The sequence below is a fragment of the Mycobacterium rhizamassiliense genome (assembly GCF_900157375.1).
Lineage (GTDB): Bacteria > Actinomycetota > Actinomycetes > Mycobacteriales > Mycobacteriaceae > Mycobacterium > Mycobacterium rhizamassiliense.
Map to the genome: position 1 here is coordinate 1,629,349 of NZ_LT721901.1, position 23,478 is coordinate 1,652,826.

Here is a 23,478-nt window from a genome sequence, read left to right on the forward strand (position 1 = left end):
AGTGTTCACGGTCGGGGCTACGCTTGCGGGTGTTGCCCTCGAGCGCTGGAAAGCCCATGTCGGCTGACGAACTTGATGCACTGCTTCGGGACCGTTTCGATCTGAGTCGAGCGGAGATCATTTCTGCGCTCAAAACGCTGCCGACGCGGGATCATGGGTCTGCCTCTCTGACTAGAGATGCGGCCCGGTTGCTCGACAGCGTGGGCTTTGTGTCAGCTCCCGGGGCGGATGCCGAATCCGTGGTTGAGGTAGCCGCCAGCATCGCGCGGCTAATCAGGACCGGTTACTCAGATGCTGAAGTCGCGTTGGGCCTTGGCGTCAGCGAGTGCGCTATTCGACAACGGCGCAGAGAGCGGACCCTATGGGCCATCGAGGCCGACGGTTCGTGGATCTATCCGGCGGCTCAGTTCATCGAGGTGCGCGTTGGGGGAAGCTCCTCGCTGTCGCTGATCCCCCACCTCGACCGGGTACTCCCGGCGTTGCCGGCCGATTTGCAACCGGCGGCTGTTGCGGGCTTCCTGCTGATTCCAAGAGACGCCCTCGTCATCTCCGGACGTGAGAGCGCGGTGTTGGAGTGGCTCAGTGGCGGTGGCCCGGTTGAGCCGGTATTGCAGCTCGTCGAGATCGGTAGGTGGGCCGCCAGCTAGGAGCGACCCGCAGCTGCTGCTGCGTGCCCGCGCCCTGACGCGGCTATCTCCGCCGGGCGCCGGGCAAGTCTCGTAAGCGGTTCAGACCGCGCACCGAGCCCCGGCCGATCGACACCCGCGTGGGTTGCTAGTTCATGGCGCGCGGGACCGCGATCGTTCCGCCGTCGATCCAACTCTTTGCAGTCGCATGCGCTCCTAGGTACCTATGCTGGGGCGGTGATGTCACAGTACCGCGACATCTCCACGGAAAGTCGTTGCAGCAGAATACGTTTCCCGCGGCAAGAGACCTGCACAACCGGAGTTATGTTTCCCAAGACCGCATGCGCGGGCGTTCTAGCCCTCGAATTTTTCACTACTAGTAGCGATGACTATTTTGCTGTGGCCATGGGTACTTGTTGAGTGCCCACCCGTCCGAGCCAAACTGACCCCGCCAAGGCGGAGAATTGGGCTCGTCACAGGGCCTCGGTCGGCGCGAAAATCCATGCCCTCCGCCACGAGCGCGGCCTAACGCTGGAGGAACTCGCCCATAGTTCCGGCGTGAGCTTGAATGTGATCCTCCATGTCGAGCACGGCCGCCGCGGCCTTCTGTTCGAGCGGCTTTACGACATCGCCAAAGCACTCGGCGTCGAAGCCCGCGATCTACTGCCGCCAGAAGACGCGACCCGCCCTCGGCGGCGACGCAAGCAATAACTCCTCTGTCGAAGTTAAATGGCCGATCGCAATTAGACATTTTCAATTATGTAGCTATGCTGAACTTTTGCTGGTAAAGCTAGCAGAAAAGCGTCGTTACGAAGTCTAATGGCGCACGGTTGCAAGTCTTTTAGCTGGCGCTGTTCAATCTTAGTTTAGGTCAAGAAGTTTGCTGGAGTGCAGTCAATTAACTTCCCCTGCCATTCGTAACCACGAAGGTAGGGAGAAATTCCTGAAGTTGAAGCAGGAAATTTTTACACCCATTTTAAAAATGAGCGTTCACTTAGTTCGGTCGCAAGTTTTCCCTCACAGGGAACTCTCTCTGGCACCCACACCGGCGTCGCCGCGCAGCCCGTCTCATGCCAGCTCGCATGGTTTTTTATGTCACCCGCGGCGCCTGAGCCAGCTAAAACATCCGCCTGCCCAAGCCCCGATTGCATTTTCTAATCACTACTAGTAGTAATAGATCAACTGCCACCCGGAGGAGTTGAAGTCGAGTTGCCTAAGAAGGACAAAGCGCCATTACCAGCCGCCAATCAATCGTCTTGCTCTCCGGTTGTCACGTTCTTCGCTCATCGCCTCCACGAGCTGACTGCGCGGCACCGTATTCAGCGGGTCGATAAAAAGACAAAGCCCAGAAAACTGACCCCGCTCGCTGTCCAGCAGCTGCTCGCACAGCAATCTCCTTCAATTGCGCCCTCACAGACGCAGATTTACCGCCTATATCGAGGCGAAGCGGCGCCGACTATCGTGATGGTCGATCAGCTAGCCCGTTTGTTTGGCGTCTCACCGCGGTCCTTCCTGCCTGAGAAAGCAAGCCGGCCACCGAACGATCACCATGTTCGTTCGTGAGCGGCCCTAGGCCTGGTCAGATCCCAGCGCCGGCAGATCAGGCAGCGCTGCAGCAAGTTGCTGCGCTGGCGCCCGGAATGGGCGGTTGCTGGCTCGTTGAGACCCAAGGCAGCACCCATGTGTGGGATCTCGATGCGATGACCTACACGCGTATGCCTCGGCCCCTCAGTCGTTCGGGATCATTCGACTACGACAACCAACCAATGCCGATTACCCGTGTCGAGCGTTGGCCGCACGTCGGCTCCACCTCACTGGTCTTCTTCGACGATCCGAACGAGCCTGACCGAGCAGAGCACTGGCGTCGCTCCTCTCACATCGTGTCGATAACCGAGATCGCTTGTCCGACAGATTCGTAAAAGCCGGAGACTGAACGATCTGCTAATAAATGCCCTGCGAACCCCTGACCTATCGCATAACCGATCCCACGATCTCAAGGAGCACATGAAATCCCAGAACTATGACCCGGGGGCCGGCAATACACCAGTCGACTCGTCAGAGCGGCGCCGGCCCGTCACCGACGTGGCTGAATGGCTGCGTGGTCTCGACCCTGGTGTCGGCCAGGCACTGCATGCCCTCGGGGAGTTGTTGATCGGGGTCGGAGACCATGCCGAAACTACCGAGACAGCAGAAGAATTCGCATTGCGTTGCTTGTGCGTCAACGACGGCAGCCAGTTGCTCGATGAACAGTGCGCGCTCACTGCGGTATCACGGCTGACGACCGCGTTGGTGTTAGCGCAATGGATCGAAGACCACGGGGCATCCTGCGAGATCGGCTCCGGTGAGCACACACAGCCACCGTCATGGACTCAGACGAAGGTCGGCCGGCGAACCTACCGCCACCCCCAGTGCCTCCAGATCCACTTCCCCGCGGGAACAATTGCTGCGATCGGATGCGTCATTGGGATCGAAACACGTGACAGTGTTTTGCGGGCACCCGAGGTCAGCGTCTGCACGCTACAGCGGGATCAAGCCGCTGCCCGCGGAATTCTGGACCGGCTAACCGCGCGCGCAGCGGACTTCAATCCCTTTCGCGGCCGAACGGTCCGCGCCACTGCGGTCAAGGGCCTCAACTTCACCGTGATTGATCTGCCCGCCCTAGCGACCCGGGATCACGTCATCGTGCCCGAAATAGTCTGGTCTGAAATCAATTTGGCCGTCGCGGCAGTGCGAGATCGCCACGAGCTCCTCAACGCCGCCGGGCTAGGAGCTCGGCGCGGTGTACTGCTGTGCGGCCCACCGGGAACCGGCAAATCCGCCGTCAGCGCGGTAGTGGCGAACGAAGTCGTCGGCGAATTCACGGTCATCTACGTCGAGGCCAAAGCCGGCGTTCAGCTCCTGACCGCCGTCGTCGAAGAAGCCCAGCAACTCGGTGGGCCAATACTGCTCGTTCTCGAGGATCTCGATCTCTGGTGCCGAGACCGCGCCACCGGCCCCAGCGCCGGCTTATCAGAACTACTCGGCGCCATGGATATTCGGCCCGACTCGCGAATCCTCACCCTGGCCTCCACCAACGACGCCGCAACCTTGGACAAAGCCGCGATACGGACCGGCCGCTTCGACTCTGTCATCGAGATCGGGCACCCCGACCGCAGCGCCTCGGCCCGCATCCTGGCCGCGCTGCTCCGCGACCTCCCCGGCGGCGGGAACGTCGACACCGGCACGGTTGCTGCCGCACTTCCGGAGCACACGAGCGGAAGCGACATCCGCGAGCTGGTGCGCCGGACCGTGCTCACCGGCGTCGACCCACATGTCAGTACCGAAGCCCTCCTCGCCGAAATCGGACGCGGCCGCTACCGGCCTGAAACTCCGACTGGCACATATCTCTAACAGGTACGCGCTCGAAGCGCGCATCAGAGGCGACTGGACATTTTCACTACTAGTAGTACATTAGATTTCAAGCCTCGGGAGTGGCTTGACCGAAGAGCCGGCTCGACGGGTAATGACCGGCCGCGCTGGGAGCGCAGTTTGCCGCGCAGGAGTCGCCCCGACTTGCCCTCCCGGGGCCCACCGAGAAGCCTGGGAGCACTCCCGGGGCTGAGTTTGCCGCCGTGCTGATCAAAGTCCGGCAGCTGTGCGAACACGTGTCGTCAATGCCGCCAGCAGGCAGGAGTATCTCGTTGCTGCCTAGTCGAGTTCTGCCAGCCTCGGGAGAGGCGCTCGATGGGTACCTTGAGCGCCTAGCCGGTGCGAACGCCCTTCGGACCTCTCAACTCCTCAAGATCCTCCGCGGCGCGAATGAATGCCCGAGAAAGTCTCCGCTCTTTCTGCTGATCGAACCAGGACACTCCTTCGTGACCCGGGTAGCCGAAATCAGCGGTGCAACAACGGCGATGCTAGACGCCACCACTCTGAACCGTTTCGGCGGCGGTCTGCCTTTGTGGCTCGATGGTTTCGATCCCCTGGATCGGCACAGCTTCCGTCAGATCGTCGCGCAAGGCTGGTTTCCAAACACCGGATCGCAGATATGCCCACAGTGCCTCGCGCATGACCACGTCTGGCAACTGAGCTGGCGACTGCCCGTTGTCACGACCTGTCTCATTCACAAGACCCTCCTCACAGAGAGCTGCCGTGGCTGTGGCAATCGATTCCGTCTCCGGCGGTACTCACCACTACGTCCTGTCATCGGACCCGATGAGCCCTGCAGCAACCAAATCGGACTCCGTGCCTACTGCCGCCACTCCGCGCTCGCGCACGTGGCGTCGCCAGCTCCCCCGGATGTGGTGACGACCGCCTCGGCCATCTCGGGAGCTATGAGCAGCCGGCCCAATACAATCTTCTGTGAATCAACCAGCCCTCAAACCTACCTAGCCGAGCTGCGGCATCTGGCTACCTTGCTGCTGCACCTTGCGACCACGCCCCGTGGTGCGTGCTTGTCCGATTGGACAGAGCATCTCGCTGCTGAAGCTGCGACGCGCCGCACTGAACTGCGCGGTCCTCGTTGGGGATTCAGTCCACCGTTTAGCGCACTCGCCCGTGGTAAGGCACTTGGCGCGGCCGGGCAGATCTTCGAGCAAGCGACAGTCGAGCGAGGTGCCGAACTGCTGGCCCCGTGGCTAGAGCTTATTGCTCATACGCCGGGCGGCCCGAGCAACTGGATCGACAATCGCACTTCCCGATCCCCCATCATGCGGCGCTTGGTGGCGGCCACGCTGGCTAATCGACGCGGCGCAGGCCGCCGCGTCGACTACTCCACGCGTTCGAATTCGATTCCCCTCGAAGCTATTCCACACATGATCGACGTCGAGGTGTACCGCAACTTCTTCAAGGGCACGTTAGGAAGCTACGAGTGGACTGCTCGTCTGTACGTGTCTCTGTGTTTAGCGAGGGTGGTGCGGCCGGGGAGTACGTGGGCGCTGGCGGCTTCTGGTATCGGCCTTCCGTCGATTCTCGGTATCCGAACTGCTCGCGCTGCAAGCCAGCGCATGCGCATTGCTCCAGACGATCTGGCGCGCAGGGTGAGTGCGGCCTTAACAGTTCTGCCTCCCGATCGCGACTACCGACATCGGGAACGTCGAGTCACGTGGCTTGCCGATCACACGGATGTCTGGTTCGAGCGATGGCGGATGTCGGTCTCTCCGCCTCGGCGCGCGACCTCGCTGCCGTATGCGATTACGTGGCTGTGGTGGGAGGTTGCGCAGGGTTGGCCGGCCAGCGGCCCGGTGTCGACAACAATGGTGGGGCAACGCCGCAGAGACTCCTACCAATCCTTTCGTGCGAGATTGCCGCGAGACGCGGAGGAAAGCTTGCGTAGCCTGGTTCTGTTGTCCTGACGGATCCAAACCACCTCGCGCCCCGCGGTTCCGCAGCCCGCTCGTTGTTAGCGACAACCCGGGGCTCTGCTCCCCACGGATCAATTGCGGGCGGCCGACGGCGAAACGGGCCGCGGTTCTGCTGTCTTGGCGCTTTTGGCTGTTTTGTCAGCCTCTGCACGATCGCCCAGGGTTACCTCGTCGATGTGGGTTCGACGAATGGCATGCGATCCATCGAGCGTTGCGGCGAAGGCGGCCTTGCGAACCAACGTCCGAAGATCACCCAGATAACCCTGGGTGCGGTAGTGAAGCTCTCCAGCGAGTTTTGTAAATAGCATTCCAGGCTTACCCGCTGGCAGATGAGGCAGGAGAGCAGTCTCGTAATCCCTTACGATTCCTTGCCATTGGCGCTGCTCTGCCTCGCTCCCAGCTGCATAGACGGGGATCGTTCTGCTCTCTAACCGTCCCCGGATCTGTGGGTCGACCATTAAATCGATATCTCTGAGATTGGCGCCGGCGATGATCAACGTTGCTCCGAAGTTGCCGATTTCGGTGATTATGTGCTTGATGTGATCCAGTACCTCTTGAGCATCTGCTGCTCTCGCCGTCTTGAGGAAGTGGATATCGTCGATGATTACAACTCGGGCGCCGTGCCGCTTCAGAGTCTTTATCGCGCGATAGGTGACTTCACGCTCCAGGCCGTCGCCGGGAAGGTCGAAGAAGTTGAGGTGTGCTGAGTCGACCTTCGCTTGCTTTGATTTGGATTGCAGATTCGTCCAAACCACTGGGCTGACATCCTCCTCGATACCCGGCACTGTGTGGCTCACCGGTCGCCCCCGACGATCGGTCTCGTAGTCTGTGATCCGACTGAGGTAATGCCGGCGCGCCCAGCGCACTAGAAATGTGCTCTTGCCCGCGAAATTGACGCCATCGAGCGCCGCTACTTGCTTCGCGCCGAGACCGCCGTCATCGTTATCGTCCACTAGCTCCGTCAGCCAAGCATCGATTTTGTCAAGCTCGGGAGTACGCAGATACAAGCGTGCCAGCCAGCGGTTTAGCTGGCGGGCCCGCTCACGTCGTTCGCGATCGGTGAGGCTGCGCCACCGTCTAAGTGACAGGGCCTCTGGCTCGAGAGGATCTGCAGCGATGCAGTATTCATGCCACATCGACGAGTCCATGCGTCAAACTCCATCGAGAAGGTTTGGCCATTCCCGCCGCCTCACGTCAACCGGGACCCTCTCGTCCTGGACGGGCGCCTGGGAAAGTTGAAGGCTTGCCTTTCTTTGCGCTTGCTGCGCCTGCTGTGCTTCGTTGTGGTCGATCTGTGACTGTCCGACTCGGCACGACGCGGCTCGTTTCTTTCGACGCACGTCCCTGCCTCGCGCCGAAGGCGTCATCAACTGACCGAGTTCGTCGATGATCTGGCGCGTCGCGGAATTGCGCTTGAGGACATCGTTGCCACCGCGCTCACGTACCCCGCGGCGAGCCATATCGAGCATGCTTTGCGCCATCGGAGCTTTGACTAGGTCGGCGCCACGCCAAGGCACCGGTTTGACCAGGTCGGTTGTCGGGTCCCGGAACCAGATTCTCGAGAGATCATGCGGGTCAACAAAAAATGGCGTTGCGCCGTCATCCTTCCTGAAGGTGCCCTTAGGGCAATGGCGGTAATCGTCGAGGGCTTCTGCGTCGTAAACCAGATCCATCATCTCGATCCCGGCGTGCCCGATAGTGAGCCACCTGACAGGTAGGAATTGGTAGATCAGGTCTGGTCGCTGCGGAACGTCAATCCGACCAGTAGCTTCGACCATCGCATCCCACGCCTCGAGAGGACATATAACCGGCCGCGCCGACTTACGCAGCTTTTCCGTGCCGGGCAAAGTGATTCCCGAGTGCGGGCTGCGGTGGTAATCCAGCACAACGAAGCCGCGGACATAGTCTTGGAGTTCTTGGATGGTCAGCAACGGCTCTTCGGCGACCAGTCGCCCACGTTGAGCGACGTTGCGGCCCTTATAGCCCGGCAGCTGCTGCAGACATCGCTGCAGCGTCTCATGCCACCGCTCCACGTGCGGATTGTCGGTCGGCTTACCACCGCGGGTGAGCAGCAGATCGATCCCGAATTGGCGATAAATGGCCGTGACGTGATCACTGAGGAATATGGCCCCGTGGTCGCTGTGCATCGCGTCAGGCAACACCGACGGGATTGGGTGTTCGCCCTGGAGCGTAGAGAAGTCGGGTGCAAACCGGCGACGCCCCATCCTCACTTCGACGTTTGACAGATCCACACAGCCTGGAATTCCCACCCAGCGCCAATTGTCGTAGGAATTGCCGCTGACTCGTAGCGAGAAGGGCCGGCAGATGTCGTACAACATCAACCCCGCGTCGATTCCGTCAGCGCTCATCGGCACGACGCGCACGGCGGGCACGATACGACACGCAACGTCAATTGCTGTCACGATCTCGACGCTGAAAGCATCGCCGCTCAGCGGGTCGTAGACGAGGTTGTCCGCGCGAGTCACGTCGATGCCAACGATTTGGCCGGGTCTCAAGGCCGGATAGTGGCGCTTCCCCGAGACTCCTTGCAATGCCGTACTTCTCTGGGCCCGAGTCGTCTTACCCCTCTGCCCCATCAGCATCGAGATGAATGCGTTCGAACTCCGCTCCGGGATGTGGAGATCGACGCAACCGCGGGTGTGCAGTGCGTAGCGTACGCGGCGGTCGATCTCTTTGAACGACACCGTGGACCTATCGCCGTCGAGTAGATTGACCTCTTCGCGGGCTTGTTGTTGGTACCGCAGATCGAGGTTGTCGAGCGACTTGCTCTGGCGCACACTCCGTTTATCGATCAGGCCAATGAGCCCCTCGCTTTGGAACGACCGCACCCAATTGCGCACCGTGCTGGCGCTGATGGTTGCCCGCTTCAGCTCCCCCTCAAGGACGCGGCGCTGCGTTGCGCGGTCGCACTGTCTTTCACGGCTCAGCAGATCCGCCATAGCCGCACAGCGCTTAGAGAGCGCGACACCGAAGCCCTCTCCAAACGGTGGATGCGGTTCACCGTCTCGACGGAACCGCGGATGCCCATCCCGAAAGCCGGTGATCACCTCTTGAACCACCTCTAAACGCATCATCACGATGACTTTGGCTTTGGCGCTCAACGTATCTAACAGCGGACGCAGCGGCTCCAGGACCGGTGTCGGGCTGCCGTCGTAGATCGCGCGCACCTCCGTCAGATCCGCCCACGCGGCCTCAGTGGTATCACCGAACGAGTTCTGCAGCGTGACTCCCGTCAACAAGATCGCGACTACGACTGCCGTTCCGTTCGCGGTGAGTATCCTCGACCCTTCTTCGAGGATCACGCGCCCGCTAGCGGGATCCATGACAGTCCCCGACCAGACCTGGCCATGCGCGCTGGAAGACTTCGCCAGCCGAGTTTTTGAATTTGATGGCCGTCGCGCGAATGTCGACTACTACGAATATTTCTTCGCTACAGAGGAAGCGGGAACATTTTCCGAATGTCGCACCGCCGTCAGCATTAAACATGATATGCCTCAGGGCATTCCACCGAACTCTTCGGATCGAGTACCGCCGTGATGTCCGCGCGGAGCGCTCCTGTCCAGACGAGATGCCAGATGCACGAGATCACTTCGCCGTCACCCTGATCGAGGGCGAACAGCTGCTCGATCGTCGTCCCATCCTGCGCGGCGGTCAGTATTTGTCTTTCATAGCGGCATAGCCATGGTGGCGGGCGTCGAAATCCATGAAGCCACAGTAGATTTAATCTCTCGACAAGCTCTAGGCCCGAAAATATCTCGTGGGCCCAGCCGACGGCCGAGCATGCCTCGCGCGTCTCCGCAACGGCCCGGAGAAATTCGTCGTCCTGACCTTCCGGTGGTCGTGCGTCCCACACCGTTACCGAGCCATCGACATCCAGGGTGAGTAGATCCGGGATGTGAAACCCTGGTGTTGATCCCGCCCACGCGAGCCGGAAGGGTTGGGCAGTGATTCGCCGGACAGCAGGGTCGCGGTCAACGCGACGAAGAAGGTCGTGCTCGAGGCCGGACTCCAGAACGATGTGATCGCCGTTCGTCATCGAATAGGCCGTAACAGGGATATGGCGGTTCCGCTTCGACGAATGCGGACGTCGCACTGACACTAGGGCGTCGACCGGCGGCGCCCCCCTTTGTCGCCAATCCCAGTTCTCGAATGAGTTCGAACCCGATAGTCTCACGAGCCATTGAGTGATCACGGCGAGATCCCCTCTGCCGCATACGCAATGAGCCCGCGCGGATGAGCGGCCTAATGTATTTGGTTATGTGTTGCCATAGTGCTCGTGGATCGGCGCGTCGTCAAGATCCGTTATGCAGCAACAACTTAACAGATTTCCGTCAGCGGTAACGTTTACCGCTGACGGCAAAGGCTTGACACCGTCATTGGTTAAATCGGCTGTGGCTCAACCATTTTTGGGTATCCTCTTCCGAGGAGGTTTAGTTAGCTCTACACCAGATCTGCAAATCGAAACATCGCAGAAAACTGCTCGGACACTCTGTAGTGCTATCTTATTCAACAACATTCGTGGTTACCCGCCCGAGTGTTGCATACGCGCCCGACCCGAGCGCGAACCTGTCGGCCAACCTGGACGGGCTCGACTCGGAATCGCGTACCGTCTTCGGAGTCTGCCGATCTGGGACCTCGTTGTCGCATACCGGTCGGCGATGCTATCCACGGATAACCGCTGGCGGCTGTAGAGGTCACGCAGGGTTGCCTCATCAAGTTCGCGACCGAGTCGATCGATCTCCGTCACCGCTCGGTGTCGACGCAAAATGGGTTTGGCTGGTCTCGACTTGGTCTTCGACGCTCTCGGATGCTGTTCAAAGAGATATCGGATGGCGGCCGGCGCAGCATCAAACTGGTTGGCTAGCTTCCTCACGGTCATTTTGCGATCCACCGCGAGACAATGGACTTCGTTGACATCGATCGCAGCCGGACTCTGCGCCACCAACCCGAGGTCGGCGATAAGGTCGAGTGGTGGATGCCACGAGAGCGGCTCCTTGATCCTGTTGCGGTTGAGGAACGCTCGTGCTTCGCCATCTAATCGACGCGCCAGAGGCGCCGTCATAAGACGAGGGAAGTCTCGGACGGCGTAACGCATATCGCTCAGACTGAGTCGGTAGCCAACGAGGTCCTCCCTCGCAGTGGGAGAACCGCTGAGCTTCTCGATTAGGTAGTAGCGGGCAGCGGCCCACTCCTCATCGGTCGTGGCAGCCATGCCGAGGTCTCGAGACAATGCTCGCCAACGGCTCCGCGTCAGCAAGGCTGTGTACTTCAACTGTCGCCTGCGCTGGTAGTCAATTGGCGAAGCTTCCTTGTCCAGATACTCATGGAGCCGGCAAATCGCAGCCCTGATCGAAGGCCATTGAGGCGATTGGCCAAGCACAACAAGACTGCGACCGAGCCCAACGCCGGAGAGGAAACCTCCCAACGACTCACAAACATCTGACGGGCTCGCGTCCGCCCCTACCATCAACGTGGCTGCTGTGACCACGAGGCTGAGCTTCGAGCTACGCACACCTGTTATTGAGGGGAACTGTGCCTGCCACGCTGGCCATAACATTGCCGGCAAGCTGGTTGCCCTTTTTTTAAGCGCCTCTTTCCGGCGATCGGGGGCACACGGTTTCAATAATGCTGTACGCCAACGTAACTGATCGATTGCTGACATATTAGGTGCGTGCGCTTTGATCACGATCGCAGCGGCGATCGAGTCCTCGCCGAAGCACGACCGCAGTTCACCAGGACCCCGGTCGACGCTCTGTTTTTCGACCAGCCAGCGTGCACGATCTCCGGCCTCGTTCAAATTTGGTGCTTGGAGAATCGCAACTGCAGCTGTGACACCGACTGCCGTATCAGCGGCACGCAGGGGCGGCTTTGCCTTCTTTGTCCTCCTCTGCCTTGCCGGACCGGTCACAGCCAAGTCAGCAGCACCCGCCACAGTTGATAGGTCCGCGAACTTGACTGCGCCAAAGTCGTAAATCGAGGCGTAACTCAGGGCGCGATTTGCCAACATCATCACGTCGCGCAGTGTCTCGCGGGCGCTCTGCCGATGCCCACTGCCCGCGTAGACTCCGAAGTCCGCGTGATTGTGCTCGATCAAATCAAGAATGATTTGTTGGGCCGCGACGACGGGGTGTGCTTCCGGAAATTTGACTACGCTGCTGGAAGCCAGATCAGCTCCGCAAGGGCACAGGCTCGGCACGGCGAAACGCTGCGCCGGGTCCCTCCTAGGACGCCGTGCACAATCAGGGCAAACGTCGACCAACAAGCAGCGATGGCGCACGCATACAAACGACCAGCCAAGTCGCCATTGCAACTGCCAGCGGCCAACGGTCTCGGCGAGGCATTCGGGGCAGTATCTGGAGCCCGCTCGCGCAGCAAATGGAAAGGACTGGTTTACGAGCCCTGTGTTTTCATTGAGTTCAGTCGCGGTCCCGTCGTAGCGGCTTAACGTCATCGCCAGAAGGTCGGGCGCCGGTACACGAGTGGCATCGACCAGAAGCGCAATCTCGGCCGGCACCAGCCGACGAATCAAAGCTTGCTGTCTGCGCAGTGAAATTCCGAGGTGCCTGAACAATTGGCAGAGAGACAGATCCAAGCTTCGGGCTACCGCTTCCAACCACGAATCAACAGCTTCCCCCGCTACCGGTGCAACTCTGACTGGAAGCATGGCTGGAATTCGATGTCTCCGTCAAAGCCCTGAAGTTCGTTGAGCAAAGCCATGGGTCGAGTGGGGCTTGTTAAACAAGACTGCTCACTTTGTCAATCTTCGCTGCATCTCGACACCTACACCTAGCGCGCCATGTTGGTGAAGCGCGACAGGTGCAGCTGGTGCGCGACGGTGACCGTCTTGGTCGGACCGTTGCGGTGCTTGGCCAGGATGAAGTCGGCCTCTCCCCCGCGCGGGTCGTCGCGCTCGAAGGCGTCGGGGCGGTTCAGCAGGATGACCATGTCGGCGTCCTGCTCCAGCGATCCGGATTCACGAAGGTCGGACAGCATCGGCTTCTTGTCGGTGCGCTGCTCGGGACCACGGTTCAGCTGGCTGATCGCCACCACCGGGACCTCAAGCTCTTTGGCCAACAGTTTGAGGTGCCGAGAGAATTCGGAAACCTCGAGCTGCCGTGACTCGACCTTCTTGCCGGACGACATCAGCTGCAGATAGTCGATCACGACCAGGCGCAGGTCGGACTTCTGCTTCAGCCGGCGTGCCTTGGCGCGGATCTCCATCATGGTCAGGTTCGGTGAGTCGTCGATGTACAGCGGCGCCTCGCTGATCTCGCTCATCCGCCGCGCCAGCCGCGTCCAGTCGTCGTCGTTCATCCGGCCCGATCGCATGTCGGCCAGCTTGATCTTCGCCTCGGCCGACAGCAGCCGCATGACGATCTCGGACTTGCTCATTTCCAGCGAGAAGATGACGCTGGCCATCCGGTGCTTGATGGAGCAGGAGCGCAAAAAATCGAGTCCAAGCGTGCTTTTGCCCACGCCAGGACGAGCCGCCACGATGATCATCTGCCCGGCGTGCAGACCGTTGGTCACTTCGTCGAGTTCGGTGAAACCGGTCGGCACGCCGCGCGCGACGCCACCATTGGAGGCGATGGCATCGATCTCGTCCATCGTCGGCTGCAGCAGGTCTTCCAGCGGGACGAAATCCTCCGAGGTTCGCCGCTCGGCGACCTCGTAGATCTCGGCCTGCGCGCGGTCCACGATCTCGGCTACGTCGGCACCCTCGGCGCCCGCGTAGCCGTACTGCACGACCCGCGTGCCGGCCTCCACGAGCCGGCGCAGCAGCGCCTTCTCGGCGACGATGTCAGCGTAGTAGCCCGCGTTGGCGGCGGTCGGCACCGTCGAGATCAAGGTGTGCAGATACGGCGCCCCGCCGATCCTGCGGAGCAGCCCGCGGCGGTCCAGCTCCGCGGCGACCGTCACCGCGTCGGCCGGCTCGCCTCGGCCGTACAGGTCCAGGATCGAGTCGTAGACGTTCTGGTGCGCCGGGCGGTAGAAGTCACCGGGCCGCACGCGCTCCAGCACATCGGCGATCGCGTCCTTGCTGAGCAGCATCCCGCCCAGCACCGACTGCTCGGCGGCCATGTCCTGCGGTGGCTGACGACCGAAATCCTCACTGGGCGGCGAGGCATCCATGCCAGGCGCTAGATCGTCGACGACCGCCATGAGCCCACACCTCCCTCTGACACACGTACCCGAACATACATTCGATGACTGACACTCCGAGCGTAAGTCAAGGCACCGTCACCCCCCAGCCTGTGACACCCATAAGCCTCGCGCCTCGAAGACCGTAAGCGTTGCTGGCCGGTAGGTGAAAGGGCCGCTGTTCATAACACTGTGCATCGTGTGTGCATATCCATCGACACCTGTGTTGAGTGGGGTGTGGAGAACCTGTGGATTAATTCGCGACGCTGCGACATCACTGCTGTTAAGGGCAGTACACCACTGCACATTTGGTGTGGAGAAGAATCTCTTCGGCGTGTCGGGCCAGGTTACTGTGTCGGGCGTGTTGTCTTGCGGCCAGATTTTCCTTGCGTTACGGGGTGGTTAAGAGGTCCCCGCGCCGACACCACCGAAATAGTTCGCCAGCTCAGGCGGCCGCGGGATGCGCACAGCGGGCGCTGGGCGGGCGCATAGCGGCCCAACGAATTCCGGCGCCACCCGTCGAGGGCGGCGCCGGAAGAGAGCAAATGTTGCGGAGTTAGCTGTCCGCTACGACGTCGAGCGAGAACTCGACGTCGACCTCCGGGTGCAAATGAACGGAAATCGGGTGCTTGCCGACCGCCTTGATGTGTGACTTGGGCAGTCGGACGATCCGCTTGTCGAGGTTGGGGCCGCCGGCCTTCTTGATGGCGCCCACCACGTCGGCGCTGGTCACCGAGCCGAACAATTTGCCGGAGTCGGCCGCGGTTTTCACCGGCAGCGCGACCGGGCCAAGCGACTGGATGGCCGTTTTGATCTCGTTGGCGTGCTCGAGGTCGCGGATCGTCTTCGTTTCGCGGGCCCGGCGGATCTCGTCGGCCTGCTTCTGCGCGCCGCGCGAGGCGACGATCGCCAGGCCGCGCGGCAGCAGGAAGTTGCGGCCGTAGCCGTCCTTGACCTCGACCGTGTCGCCGACGCCACCGAGGTGGTCGACGTCAGCCGTCAGAATCAGCTTCATCTTTTACGTACTTTCGGTTGAGCGTTCGGCGGTTATCGGGCCGAAGAGGTGAACGGCAGCAGCGCCACCTCGCGGGCATTCTTGACTGCGATCGCGATGTCGCGCTGGTGCTGCACGCAGTTACCGGTCACGCGGCGCGCCCGGATCTTGCCGCGCTCACTGATGTAAGTGCGCAGCAGCGTCGTGTCCTTGTAGTCGATGTCCTGCCCCTTCTTGGAGCAGAACACGCATTTGCGTGCCTTGATCGGCTTTTCGGGAGCCGGGCGCCGCTTAGTGGATTTGGCCATGCGATTTTTCTTTCTTGTTCTTGGTCTTTGGAGTTAAAGGGTTCGCGGGATCAGAACGGCGGTTCTTCGTCACCGCCGCCGAAGGAGCCCGACGCTGGGGCGCTGCCCCACGGGTCGTCCGCCGGTGCGCTGCTCGCCTGCTCGGCGGCCGCCGGGCGGGAGCTGCGGCTGGCCTTGTTGACCTTCGCCGTGGCGTACTTGAGCGAGGGCCCGATCTCGTCGACCTCGACCTCGAAAACCGTGCGCTTCTCGCCCTCGCGGGTCTCGAAGGAACGCTGCTTGAGCCGCCCGGTGACGAGCACCCGGGAGCCGCGGGTCAGGCTCTCGGCGACGTTCTCGGCCGCCTCGCGCCAGATGTTGCACCGCAAGAACAGCGCCTCGCCGTCCTTCCACTCCCCGCTCTGCCGGTCATATATCCGGGGGGTGGACGCCACGGTGAAGTTCGCGACGGCAGCACCCGACGGGGTGAACCGCAGTTCGGGGTCGGCGGTCAGATTTCCGACGACTGTAATAGTGGTGTCACCAGCCACTGGTGCCTCCTGGGTCGGTTCCGGTTCTCGTGGTTTTGCTGAGCCTACGCAGCCTTGCCGACGGCCGGAACTCAGTGCTTGTCAGTGCGCATCACTTTGGTGCGCAGAACCGACTCGTTGAGGCTGAGCTGTCGATCGAGCTCGGACACCGTCGCCGGCTCCGCCTTCAGGTCAACGACGACGTAGATGCCTTCGGCGTGCTTGGCGATCTCGTAAGCCAACCGGCGCTTTCCCCAGATGTCGACCTTGTCGACACTGCCGCCGTCCTTACGGACGACATTGAGGAACGTCTCCAATGACGGAGCAACGGTACGTTCGTCGAGCGTGGGGTCAAGAATGACCATGATTTCGTATGGACGCATGGAAACCTCACCACCTCCTCTGGTCTAAGCGGCCACGGTCGTTCCGTGACAGGAGTGTCGCCTGCGTCGGCAACCGCCCCAGGGTACCGGACGCCTGGCCAGGACCCCAAAACGCGCACGACGCGCTAGTGCCGGGCCCGCCGGTATTCGTCGGCCCTGGCCCTGGTCGCCTCGTCGGCCTTCGCGAGCGAGCCGGAATCGAACGGCGGCTGCGGGTCGTATTCGATCAGCAGCTGGGCGGCCGTTGCGGCCTCCCGGTCGACGAGCAGCTCCACCAGCCGCAGCGCCATGTCGATGCCGCTGGAGACGCCCGCGGCGGTGACCATTCGCTGCGGTAGGTGCTCGACGACCCGGTCGGGGACGTAGCGTGCGCCCAATTCGTTGAGCAACTCCGCGGCCGACCAATGCGTCGTCGCGGTGAGCCCGTCCAACAGGCCCGCGGCGGCCAGCAGCAGCGCGCCGGTACACACCGACGTGGTGAACGTGGTCGTCGGATGGACCGACTGCAGCCAGGCGCGGATCTGTTCGTCGTGGATCAGCTGGCGCGTGCCGATGCCGCCGGGGAACACGACCACATCCGGTGCGCGGACTTCGTCGAAGGTGGCGTCGCAGCTGACGCCGAGCATCCCGTTCTCCGTGCGGACCTCACCGCGGCGATGCCCGATGAACACCACGTCGATCGTCGGCACCCGCTGCAGCACCTCGTAGGGCCCGACGGCGTCGAGTGCGGTGAAGCGGTCAAACAGCGGGATGGCGACGAGCATCAGGGCTGCCGTGGCGCGGTCAGGGCTTCGGCGTCGCTGTCGTCGTCGGCCTCGGTGTCGGCGTAACGCTGCGCGGGTCGCCGGAAGCCGGCCGGATGCAGCCGCGCCGGCAGCCAGTCCGGCGGCGCGTCGGGGGCCCGGTCGAACGGCCCGCCGGCGGGGTCGTCCACCCGTCCGCCCCAGCGCACCAGGTCTTCCTCGGGCCGGTAGATCTGCCGAATCACCAACGCGCACAGCGCCACGACGGCGATGTCGCGCAGCAGCACGGTCGTGGTGAAGAACTGCTCGGGCAGCGAACGGTTCGGATTGCCGTACAGCAAGTACATCCGCGGCACCCACACCAGCGCGTCGATCGTCATCCACGCCAGCAGGATCCGGCGGTGCGGCAACGCCAGCACCGCCAGCGGCACCAGCCACAGCGAGAACTGCGGGCTCCAGACCTTGTTGGTCAGCAGGAACGCCGCCACCACCAAGAACAGCAACTGCGGCACCCGTGGTCGCTGCGGAGCGGTGAACGCTATGTAAGTGATTGCCGCGCAACACAATACGAACAGCACGGCGACGACGGTGTTCAGGACCGTCGGCGGCTCCCAGAAGCCTAGCGTGGGATCGAACCCGCGCCAGCCGGTGAACGACTTCACCACGTTGTACACCGAGTCCATGTCGTCGCCACGGCGGGTGTTGAGCCGGAAGAACTCCGACCACCCCCGCGGAAAGAGCAGCAGCACAGGCAGATTCACCAGCAGCCAGGTCAGCGCGGCCACCCCCGCCGTGCGGGCCAGCGCACGGAGCCGGCCGGTCCGGATCCCCAGCACCAGCATCGGGCCCAGGAACAGCAGCGGATACAGCTTGGCCGCGGCGCCCAGCCCGATGAGCACGCCGGCCAGCACCGGCTTACGCCGCGCCCAGGCCAGCAGCCCGCCCATCGCGAAAGCCGTTGCCAGCGCGTCGAAATTGGTGAATATCTGGAAGATCAGCAGCGGCGACCCGGCCACCAATGCGGCATCCCAGATTCTCCGGCCCGACAGGCCGGCGGTCGCCCACACCGTCGCCAGCCACGCCAGCGCCAGACCGAACGCGGCGACGTCGAAGAACATCACCACCTCGGCGATCACCGGCAGCGCCACCAGCTTGCTCAGCGCGGTGTAGGTCTTGGCCACCGCCATCGACGCGTACTGGTAGACGCCGGTCAGCACCGGATACTCCATGTAGCGCACCGCGGGCTTGCCGTCGTAGCGCAGCTGCGGTGTCCCACTGGAATCGCTCTCGATCCAGCTGGACTTGTACGGAAACTTCCCCTGGCTCAACAACTCCGCGCCGTACAGCGGCACCGTGTCGGAGTAGCACAATTCGTAGTAGGCGCGCTGGTTGTCCCAGTTGGCGACCCGCTGATCGGCCGTTCCCTTGCCGGTGCTCTGCAGGCAGGCCGCCTTGGTCGACCAGCCCAGTGCCATGAACACCAGCGCGATCATGAACATCACCCGCAGCGGCGTCAGCAGCCGGGCCCGACCGATCAGCGCGTGCCGTCCCACCGGTCCGCCGATGGCGTCGGCGAACGCGGCACCCAAAGAGTCGGTGTGGCTGGGGCAATCGCGGTTGGCGACGCTGCGTAAGTCGGCGGCCAGGGGCCGCGGTGAAATGGTGGGGCCGCTCTGCTCGTCGCCGGTCACGGTGGCGGTTGACCGAACGGCGGTGCGGGCGGCGCCCCGAACTGTCCCGGCGGAGCTCCCGGCGGCGGGGGCGGCGCGTTGGTGATCGTCGTCGGCGGGCCAACGGGAATGGTGATGCCCGGCGCCACCTCGATGGACGGCTGGATGACGGTCTCCGACGGCGGCGGGGGCGGCGGCGGCGGGGGCACACCCGCGTAGCCGCCGATCTCGGACGGCTTGGGGAAGGTCTCGTTGCTGCTGCCCTTCAGCGCGCCGTCCATCGTCGACTTCCAGATGTCCGACGGCAGGCCCGACCCGTAAACCTCAGCGCCCGAAGCGGTTACCAGCGGAACGTTGTCCTGAACGGTTCCCACCCACACCGCCGTCGACAGCGACGGCGTGTAGCCGACCATCCAGGCGTCCTTGTTGGCTTGGGTGTCCCCCAGTTGCACAGTGCCGGTTTTGGACGCCGACTGCCGGCCACCGGACAGGGCGTGGCCGCGCGAGTAGGAGGCGATGGGCTCCATGGCCGCGGTGGTGTTGTCCGCGACGCCCTTGTCGATGCGCTGCTCGCCCTTTTCCTTGTCCGAGTTGGCGGCGTCGAAGAGCACCTGGCCGTCCGCGTTGACGACCTTCTGCACCAGGTGCGGTGGGTGGTAGACGCCGGAGGCGGCCAGCGTGGCATATGCCGAGGCCATGTCGATGGGCCGGGTTTGGTACTGCCCCAGCACAATTCCGTTGTTGGGCGGTCCGCCCTTGCCGTCCTCGGACAGCGTGTGCGGGACGCCGGGGAAGCTGGACGCGATGCCGGCCTGGTGCGCCGCGTCGGCGACGGCCTGCGGCCCGTTCTTGAGCTTGAGCATCAGCCGGTAGTAGGCGGTGTTCAGCGACATCTTGAGGGCCTGCGCGATATTGCAGGTGCCGCAGTTTTCGCCGTCGACGTTGGTGATCTTGATGCCGTCGACGGTCAACGGCGAGCTGTCGACCTGATACCCCAGGCCGATGCCCTGCTGCAGGGCGGCTACCAACGCGAACACCTTGAACGACGACCCCGTCTGCAGGCCCGCCTGAGCGAAGTCGAAACCGTTGGCATCCGAACCGCCGTAGTAGGCGCGTATCGCGCCGTCGTGCGGATCGACCGAGACCACGGCGGCGCGCATGTCGGGGTCTTGGCCGTCAAGGTATTTCGAGACGCCCTTCTCGGCGGCCTGCTGGGCCTTCGGGTCGATCGTGGTGGTGATCTGCAGGCCCTGCGTGTTGAGGGCCTGCTCGTCGATGTTGAACAGCTCCATCAGCTCTTTGGTGACCTGGCGCTGGATCAGGCCGCTAGGGCCCGACGTCTGGTTCTGCGCGCGGGCCTGATCGGGCGGGACCGTCGGGGGAAACACCTGGGCCGAACGGTCGCCGGACGACAGCGCCTTGGTTTCCACCATGCCGTCGAGCACCCAGTTCCACCGCGCCTCGGCGCCCTTAGGGTCTACCGCCGGGTCCAGCGACGAGGGGCGCCGGATCAGCGCCGCCAACAGCGCGCCCTCGGACACGTTCAGTTGCTCGACGGGTTTGTTGAAGTACGCCTTGGACGCCGCCGAAATCCCATAGGCCCCGCGGCCGAAATAGATGATGTTCAGATAGGCCTGCAGCACTTCGTCTTTCGACCACTCCCCCGACATCTTGGTGGCGATGACCAGTTCCTTGGCCTTGCGCATCAACCCGCTGAACCCGTGCTGGGCCGAACCCACCAGCGCGTTCTTCACGTACTGCTGCGTGATCGTCGATCCGCCCTGCAGGTCGCCGCTGCCGAACAGGTTGTTGCCGACCGCCCGCGCGAAGCCCCCGAAGTCGAACCCAGGGTTGGAATAGAAGTTGCGGTCCTCGGCGGCGATCACCGCCTGGCGCACGTGCACCGGCACCTGGCTGATGTTGATGTCGACCCGATTGCCTTCGGGCGGAATGATTTTGCTCAGCTCCGAGCCGTCGCTGGCCAGGATCGTCGACACCTGGTTGGTCCGGATGTTGCCCGGCTTGGGGATGTCGACGATGAAATACGCCATCGCGAACGTGACGATCGGCAGCAGCACCAGCACGGCCGCGCCCAGATACGCCGCGCGCCGGACCCAGCGCCAGTTGATCTGCTCGACCCAGCGCTGCCAGTCCGGCCCCGACCCCGGGGCGCGGTGGCTCGGCCCGTCGCCGCCGCCGGGTGGACGCGGCGGTGGAGGCGGGGGCGGCTCGTCCGGTGGGCGTCGTCCCGGGGCCTGGCGCCGCGAGGTGGTCGACCGGCTGTCGAGCGCGGCCCGGACCTCCTCGATCGCGTCGCGCTGCTGCGGTCCCGACGACGCGCCGTCCAGGGCGGCCTTGACCTCGTCGATGGGGTCGGAGCGCCGCGGGGAACGATCGTCGACGACCGGCGGCAGGATCGTCGTCATCCGGTCGTCGGGACGAACCTCACGACGATGGCCGGGGCGCGATTCCGGGCGCGGGCCGTCGTCCGATCGGTCGGTGCCTTCCGGGCGGTCATCGCGTGCGTGCTCGCCCCTACGCTCAGTCGAGGACCCGCTCCGGTCATCAGGCGACTGGTCGTGGCGCCCTTCGTTATTCAATGGCCGTGCGGGCGCCGTTGCGCGCCGTCCGCGTGCCTCGGGTGCCCCTGGGCGGAGGTGCCGGGCGCGCCGCGCCGAGCACATACGACTTGACCAGGTGGTTCCAGCTGCAGGTTCGGCACACCTCGACCACGTGGACGGAGAACTCGGCGAACCGGGTGGCGAGCAGGACCAGTTCCTCGGCCGTGCGCGCCGACCCCGAGACCGCGCCCAGGTGATCGCCGAACACCCAGGACACCAGCGTGAGCTGTTCCTTTCGGCAGATCGGGCACATCACCTGGCTGGGTTTCCCGTGAAACTTCGCTGCGCGCAGCAGATACGGGTTCGCGTCACACACTTCGGACACACCCGTGCGGCCCGAGTACACCTGGGCCAGCAGTGAGCGCCGCCGAAGCGCGTAATCCACTACCTGTCGCTGCAGTCGCACGTTCACCAGAGTACGTCGCCATCCGCGCTGTCGATACGCAAGCAAGGCCGTCGCCGTCGCGCAACGCCGGACTTCTACGATCATCTTCGTGGCGAAGTGGCTCGGGGCACCTGTCGGTGGTGGGACGACAACGACGACCCGCGCCAAGGACAGTGATCGGCAGGACGCCTGCCAAATTCTCGACGGCGCCTTCAACGACGGACAGCTGTCGATGGAAGAGCACCGGCAACGGATCGGCACCGCGACCACTGCCGTCACACTGGGCGATCTGCACTCCCTGGTGTCCGATCTGCAAACCGACAACGCGACCGTGCAACTGGCCACGGTCCACCCACCGGCGAAGTCACGGGGCTGGCTTTTCGGGCTCGCGGCGGTCCTGGCGCCGCTGCTGATCGGTGTCGCGATCGGTTGGGGTGTCTACGGCAACACCAGTTCGCCGATCGACTTCACCTCGGACCCGGGCGCCGAGGCCGACGGCATCGCCCCGGTGGTGCTGACCCCGCCGACCCAGCTGCACTCGCTGGGCGGGCTCACCGGCCTCATCGAGCAGACCCGCAAGAAGTTCGGAAACGTCGTGGGGTACCGGCTGGTGATCTACCCGGACTACGCGGTGCTCGACCGCCCGGACCCGTCCGACGACCGGCGGGTGCTCTCCTACTCGTACCGCGGCGGCTGGGGCGACCCGACCAGCTCGGCCAAAAGCTCCGCCGACGGGGCGGTCGCCGTCGATCTCAGCAAGTTCGACGTCGCGAAGACCGTCGGCATCCTGCGCGGCGCCCCGCAGACCCTGCGGATGAAGCCGGCCGACGTGAAAACCACCTACCTGGTGGTGGAACCGGCCACTGATCCGACCACACCGGACGCCGTGACGCTCTCGGTGTACGTCTCCAGCGACTACGGCGGCGGCTACATCGCCTTCGCGGGCGACGGCACCATCAAACGCCTGAACCTGCCGTCCTGAAACCGCAGCTCAAGGCCGGTTAACCGGTCTCGGCGCGGCGATCGGCGGGCGTAGCTAATACTTGCCCAACAACTGGTGGTGTTGTGGCGAATATATCGGGACGATACGATTGCGCGAGGCGTCGGACCGTCGTAACCAGTCGTGCAAAGCTTTTTAAGGAGGTGCACTCGATGCTGGAGCTCGCCATCCTGGGTCTTCTGATCGAGTCGCCAATGCATGGCTACGAATTGCGTAAGCGGCTGACCGGCCTCCTCGGCGCGTTCCGCGCGTTTTCATACGGCTCGCTGTACCCAGCGTTGCGCCGTATGCAGGCGGACGGGTTGATCGCCGAGAACGCCGCGCCAGCCGGTACGCCAGTTCGCCGGGCCCGTCGGGTCTACGAACTGACCGACTCCGGCCGTCGCCGTTTCGGTGAGTTGGTGGCCGACACCGGCCCGCACAACTACACCGACGACGGCTTCGGGGTTCACCTGGCGTTCTTCAATCGCACTCCGGCCGAGGCCAGGATGCGCATTTTGGAGGGCCGCCGCCGTCAGGTGGAGGAACGCCGGGAAGGTCTGCGTGAAGCAGTAGCGCGGGCCAGCAATTCGTTCGACCGCTACACCCGCCAGCTCCATCAACTTGGGCTCGAGTCCAGCGAGCGAGAAGTGAAATGGCTCAACGAGCTCATCGCCGCGGAACGGGCCGCGCCCGGCTTATCCGAGCAGACGTAGACCCCCTCGCACGAAGTTCAGCACCACCCAACCAGTCGC

At 63.2% G+C, this 23,478-nt stretch carries 19 protein-coding genes and 1 pseudogene; 7 read left to right on the forward strand and 13 right to left on the reverse strand.

Going from position 1 to position 23,478, the window contains the following annotated elements; all coding sequences use genetic code 11:
• Window positions 1-56: 56 nt before the first annotated feature.
• The 5 genes and pseudogenes from MRAB57_RS07920 (at window position 57) to MRAB57_RS29115 (ending at window position 5,959) form a co-directional block, all read left to right on the forward strand.
• Window positions 57-647: a hypothetical protein gene (locus MRAB57_RS07920; RefSeq protein WP_077087081.1), complete on the forward strand. Its 591-nt coding sequence runs from the start codon at window positions 57-59 to the stop codon at window positions 645-647.
• 399 nt (window positions 648-1,046) lie between these two features.
• A complete protein-coding gene (locus tag MRAB57_RS07925; protein ID WP_077087082.1) occupies window positions 1,047-1,337 on the forward strand; it encodes a helix-turn-helix domain-containing protein in 291 nt (96 codons plus the stop codon).
• 1,293 nt (window positions 1,338-2,630) lie between these two features.
• The gene (locus MRAB57_RS07930; protein ID WP_077087083.1) at window positions 2,631-4,016 is read left to right on the forward strand and encodes an AAA family ATPase; all 1,386 of its coding nucleotides are present in this window, start codon (window positions 2,631-2,633) and stop codon (window positions 4,014-4,016) included.
• A 263-nt stretch (window positions 4,017-4,279) separates the two neighbouring features.
• A pseudogene (locus MRAB57_RS29590) lies at window positions 4,280-4,684 on the forward strand (TniQ family protein); the annotation flags it as partial.
• Between the two features lie 255 nt (window positions 4,685-4,939).
• A complete protein-coding gene (locus MRAB57_RS29115; RefSeq protein ID WP_245835872.1) occupies window positions 4,940-5,959 on the forward strand; it encodes a hypothetical protein in 1,020 nt (339 codons plus the stop codon).
• Between the two features lie 80 nt (window positions 5,960-6,039).
• Here the strand turns inward: MRAB57_RS29115 and MRAB57_RS07940 are convergent, their stop codons facing one another.
• The 13 genes from MRAB57_RS07940 to MRAB57_RS08000 form a co-directional block, all read right to left on the reverse strand.
• Window positions 6,040-7,116, reverse strand: coding sequence for a TniB family NTP-binding protein (locus MRAB57_RS07940; RefSeq protein ID WP_077087084.1), 1,077 nt, complete (start codon window positions 7,114-7,116; stop codon window positions 6,040-6,042).
• A gap of 3 nt (window positions 7,117-7,119) precedes the next feature.
• The gene (locus MRAB57_RS07945; RefSeq protein WP_216823731.1) at window positions 7,120-9,312 is read right to left on the reverse strand and encodes an integrase; all 2,193 of its coding nucleotides are present in this window, start codon (window positions 9,310-9,312) and stop codon (window positions 7,120-7,122) included.
• Window positions 9,313-9,467: 155 nt separating this feature from the next.
• On the reverse strand, window positions 9,468-10,181 hold the full coding sequence (locus tag MRAB57_RS07950) for a TnsA-like heteromeric transposase endonuclease subunit (protein WP_083743337.1): 714 nt from the start codon (window positions 10,179-10,181) through the stop codon (window positions 9,468-9,470).
• A gap of 330 nt (window positions 10,182-10,511) precedes the next feature.
• The gene (locus MRAB57_RS07955) at window positions 10,512-12,653 is read right to left on the reverse strand and encodes a TniQ family protein (protein WP_077087085.1); all 2,142 of its coding nucleotides are present in this window, start codon (window positions 12,651-12,653) and stop codon (window positions 10,512-10,514) included.
• A 122-nt stretch (window positions 12,654-12,775) separates the two neighbouring features.
• A complete protein-coding gene (dnaB, locus tag MRAB57_RS07960; protein WP_077087086.1) occupies window positions 12,776-14,152 on the reverse strand; it encodes a replicative DNA helicase in 1,377 nt (458 codons plus the stop codon).
• 535 nt (window positions 14,153-14,687) lie between these two features.
• On the reverse strand, window positions 14,688-15,146 hold the full coding sequence (gene rplI / locus MRAB57_RS07965; RefSeq protein ID WP_077087087.1) for a 50S ribosomal protein L9: 459 nt from the start codon (window positions 15,144-15,146) through the stop codon (window positions 14,688-14,690).
• A 32-nt stretch (window positions 15,147-15,178) separates the two neighbouring features.
• Complete coding sequence (rpsR, locus tag MRAB57_RS07970; protein WP_077087088.1) at window positions 15,179-15,433, reverse strand: 30S ribosomal protein S18; 255 nt, start codon at window positions 15,431-15,433, stop codon at window positions 15,179-15,181.
• A 50-nt stretch (window positions 15,434-15,483) separates the two neighbouring features.
• Window positions 15,484-15,963, reverse strand: a complete 480-nt coding sequence (locus tag MRAB57_RS07975) for a single-stranded DNA-binding protein (protein ID WP_077087089.1) — start codon at window positions 15,961-15,963, stop codon at window positions 15,484-15,486.
• Window positions 15,964-16,034: 71 nt separating this feature from the next.
• The gene (gene rpsF, locus MRAB57_RS07980) at window positions 16,035-16,325 is read right to left on the reverse strand and encodes a 30S ribosomal protein S6 (protein ID WP_061557737.1); all 291 of its coding nucleotides are present in this window, start codon (window positions 16,323-16,325) and stop codon (window positions 16,035-16,037) included.
• Window positions 16,326-16,450: 125 nt separating this feature from the next.
• Window positions 16,451-17,089, reverse strand: coding sequence for a DJ-1/PfpI family protein (locus MRAB57_RS07985; protein ID WP_077087090.1), 639 nt, complete (start codon window positions 17,087-17,089; stop codon window positions 16,451-16,453).
• Entirely contained in the window at window positions 17,089-18,759 is a 1,671-nt protein-coding gene (locus MRAB57_RS07990) for a glycosyltransferase family 87 protein (RefSeq protein WP_083743338.1), read from the reverse strand. The genes MRAB57_RS07985 and MRAB57_RS07990 overlap by 1 nt, the downstream gene beginning before the upstream one ends.
• Window positions 18,756-21,338 (reverse strand): transglycosylase domain-containing protein, encoded by a 2,583-nt coding sequence (locus tag MRAB57_RS07995; protein WP_077087091.1) that lies wholly within the window; start codon window positions 21,336-21,338, stop codon window positions 18,756-18,758. Before MRAB57_RS07995 ends, MRAB57_RS07990 begins: the two co-directional genes overlap by 4 nt.
• Entirely contained in the window at window positions 21,331-21,765 is a 435-nt protein-coding gene (locus MRAB57_RS08000) for a DUF5318 domain-containing protein (RefSeq protein WP_077090465.1), read from the reverse strand. Before MRAB57_RS08000 ends, MRAB57_RS07995 begins: the two co-directional genes overlap by 8 nt.
• 88 nt (window positions 21,766-21,853) lie before the next feature.
• Here MRAB57_RS08000 and MRAB57_RS08005 point away from each other — a divergent pair, with 88 nt between their 5' ends.
• Together MRAB57_RS08005 and MRAB57_RS08010 are read left to right on the forward strand one after the other, a co-directional pair.
• Window positions 21,854-22,726: a DUF1707 SHOCT-like domain-containing protein gene (locus MRAB57_RS08005; RefSeq protein WP_077087092.1), complete on the forward strand. Its 873-nt coding sequence runs from the start codon at window positions 21,854-21,856 to the stop codon at window positions 22,724-22,726.
• Window positions 22,727-22,896: 170 nt separating this feature from the next.
• Window positions 22,897-23,439, forward strand: coding sequence for a PadR family transcriptional regulator (locus MRAB57_RS08010; protein ID WP_077090466.1), 543 nt, complete (start codon window positions 22,897-22,899; stop codon window positions 23,437-23,439).
• The last annotated feature ends 39 nt before the right edge of the window (window positions 23,440-23,478 follow it).